1 protein-coding gene is annotated in these 2,288 nt (G+C 62.8%); it reads right to left on the bottom strand.

Translation table 11 applies throughout. The features are described from left to right. Positions 1-287: 287 nt before the first annotated feature. Positions 288-1,637 (bottom strand): class II 3-deoxy-7-phosphoheptulonate synthase, encoded by a 1,350-nt coding sequence (locus BSZ39_RS12615; protein ID WP_245792531.1) that lies wholly within the window; start codon positions 1,635-1,637, stop codon positions 288-290. Positions 1,638-2,288: the final 651 nt, after the last annotated feature.

Raw genomic sequence — 2,288 nt, 5'->3', positions numbered from 1 at the left:
CACGACCATGACCGATACCGACACGCCCGCACTAGCAAGCTAAAACCCCAAACGAGAGGAAAACGCCGTTACACCACTACAAGGGACTTGACCTACTTAGTAAAGGGTGTTTTTTGTTTTCTACGCTGCCGCGGGTTCTGGCGCGGTCTGGTTGATTCATGCTGAATGGACCTCGATAGGTGGTCGATAGTCCATTGCCGAATGCAGCCGCCTACGGCGGTACCAGGCCGACCATGGTGTGGGCTCTGCCATGCTTCGGGCACGCTTCCGAGCGCGCCACGCACGAACTAGGGGTGGAGCATCTCCGCCACGGCAAACGCCATCTCGAGCGACTGCTGGTGATTGAGCCGCGGATCAACGAGCGTCTCGTAGCGCCGAGCCAACCCGACGTCGTCAATCTCCTCCGAGCCACCAAGGCACTCGGTGACGTCGTCGCCGGTGAGTTCGACGTGGAGACCGCCCGGCACGCTGCCCGCCTGGTCGTGGGCGTCGAAGAATCCTCGGACCTCGTCGAGGATGTCGGAGAACCGTCGCGTCTTGTAGCCCGATCCGGACGTGATCGTGTTGCCGTGCATCGGATCGCACACCCACGTGACGGGGCCTGCGTTCTTCGTGACGTCCTCGAGGAGCGAGGGCAAGAAGTCGCGGATCTTCGACGCGCCGACGCGCGTGATGAACGTGAGACGGCCGCGCTCGCCCTCCGGATTGAGCTTCTCGGCAAGGCGCTTCGCGTCATCGGGTGTCGTCGTCGGGCCGAGCTTCACGCCGATCGGATTGCGCACGCGCGACAGGAGGTCGACGTGCGCGCCATCGAGCTGGCGAGTGCGCTCTCCGATCCACAGGAAGTGCGCCGAACAGTTGTAGGGCTGGCCCGTGCGCGAGTCGATACGCGTCAACGCATGCTCGTAGTCGAGCAGGAGCGCCTCGTGCGAGGAGTAGAAGTCGACGGTCTTCAGCGCATCGAAGTCGACGCCCGCGGCCGCCATGAAGCGGATCGCCGAGTCGATCTCCTGAGCGATCGTTTCGTAGCGCTTGTACGCCGGGTTCGAGGTGAAGCCCTTGTTCCACTCATGCACGCGCCGCAGGTCGGCGAAGCCGCCCATCGTGAACGCGCGGATGAGGTTCAGGGTCGCCGCCGAGGAGTGGTAGGCCTGCAGCAGCCGCCACGGGTCGGGCGTGCGCGCCTCGGGCGTGAACGCATGGGCGTTGACCGCTTCGCCGCGGAACGTCGGCAGCTCAACGCCGTCGCGGACCTCCGTGTCGGATGAACGCGGCTTGGCGTACTGGCCGGCCATGCGGCCCATCTTCACGATCGGGATACCCGCGCCGTACGTCAGCACGACTGCCATCTGCAGGATCGTCATGATCTTCGAGCGGATGCGGTCGGCCGTCGCGTCTGCGAAGGTTTCTGCGCAGTCGCCGCCCTGCAGGACAAAGGCCTCGCCGCGAGACGCTGCCGCCATGCGGTGCTTGAGCACATCCGCTTCGCCCGCGAACACCAGCGGGGGCGTCAGCGCGAGTTCGGCCAGAACGTTATTGAGTACGTCCCGATCGGGCCAGGTCGGTTGTTGCGGAGCGGGCAGCTGACGCCAAAACTCGAGTCCCTCGACAACGGACTCATGATTTTGCTCGTTCACCTGCTCACCTTTCGTCGACCTGGCCATGTAATAGAGATGCGCGGGCCAGGCGCCCGCGCTGCAGCCAGTATCCCCTATCGAGCGGGCGAGGTGACAAAAACCGCCACTAGGTGGACCGGTGGAGAGAAACGGCTGGGCGAACTTCCTATGCGTCTCGGTCAAGTGGCATCGATTCAACGCGCTTCGCTACCAAGTAAAAAGCGCGATATCCGAAAACTGCAGACACCAGGCTCAGCAGTCCCGCCAAAGAGAGGAATGACGAGAAATTCTCGGCAGCCCTCCGCACCTCGTAGCCGTAGCCGAAACCTGACGTCGACCCGTTCCCGAATGCGAGAAAAGCAATCATCGCCACCAGGACCGCGGCCCCGGTCGCCCCCGCTGCCCAGACAACGCATCGACTCGCCGAATCCCACAGACCTTGCTTCGCAGGCCCGTTTGCGTTCTCTTGCTTTGGCGACTGCTCAGGTTGGTTCTCTGACATGATTCACTCCTGATTCACTTCTTTCCGCACCATAGCGGTGCGGAGTACATCGAGATAACTGGCTCTTCACAATCGAGGGTGTAGGTAGCGTTGTTCGGGTTTGCGGCGTGGCGGCTGGTTGAAGGGGTCGAGGCCCTCCGAAGATGAAGGTTCCTACACGCCTGATCTGG

Origin of the sequence: Bowdeniella nasicola, from assembly GCF_001907295.1 — a bacterium.
GTDB classification, from domain to species: Bacteria; Actinomycetota; Actinomycetes; order Actinomycetales; family Actinomycetaceae; genus Bowdeniella; species Bowdeniella nasicola.
This window is presented reverse-complemented; position numbering and strand designations above follow the sequence as displayed.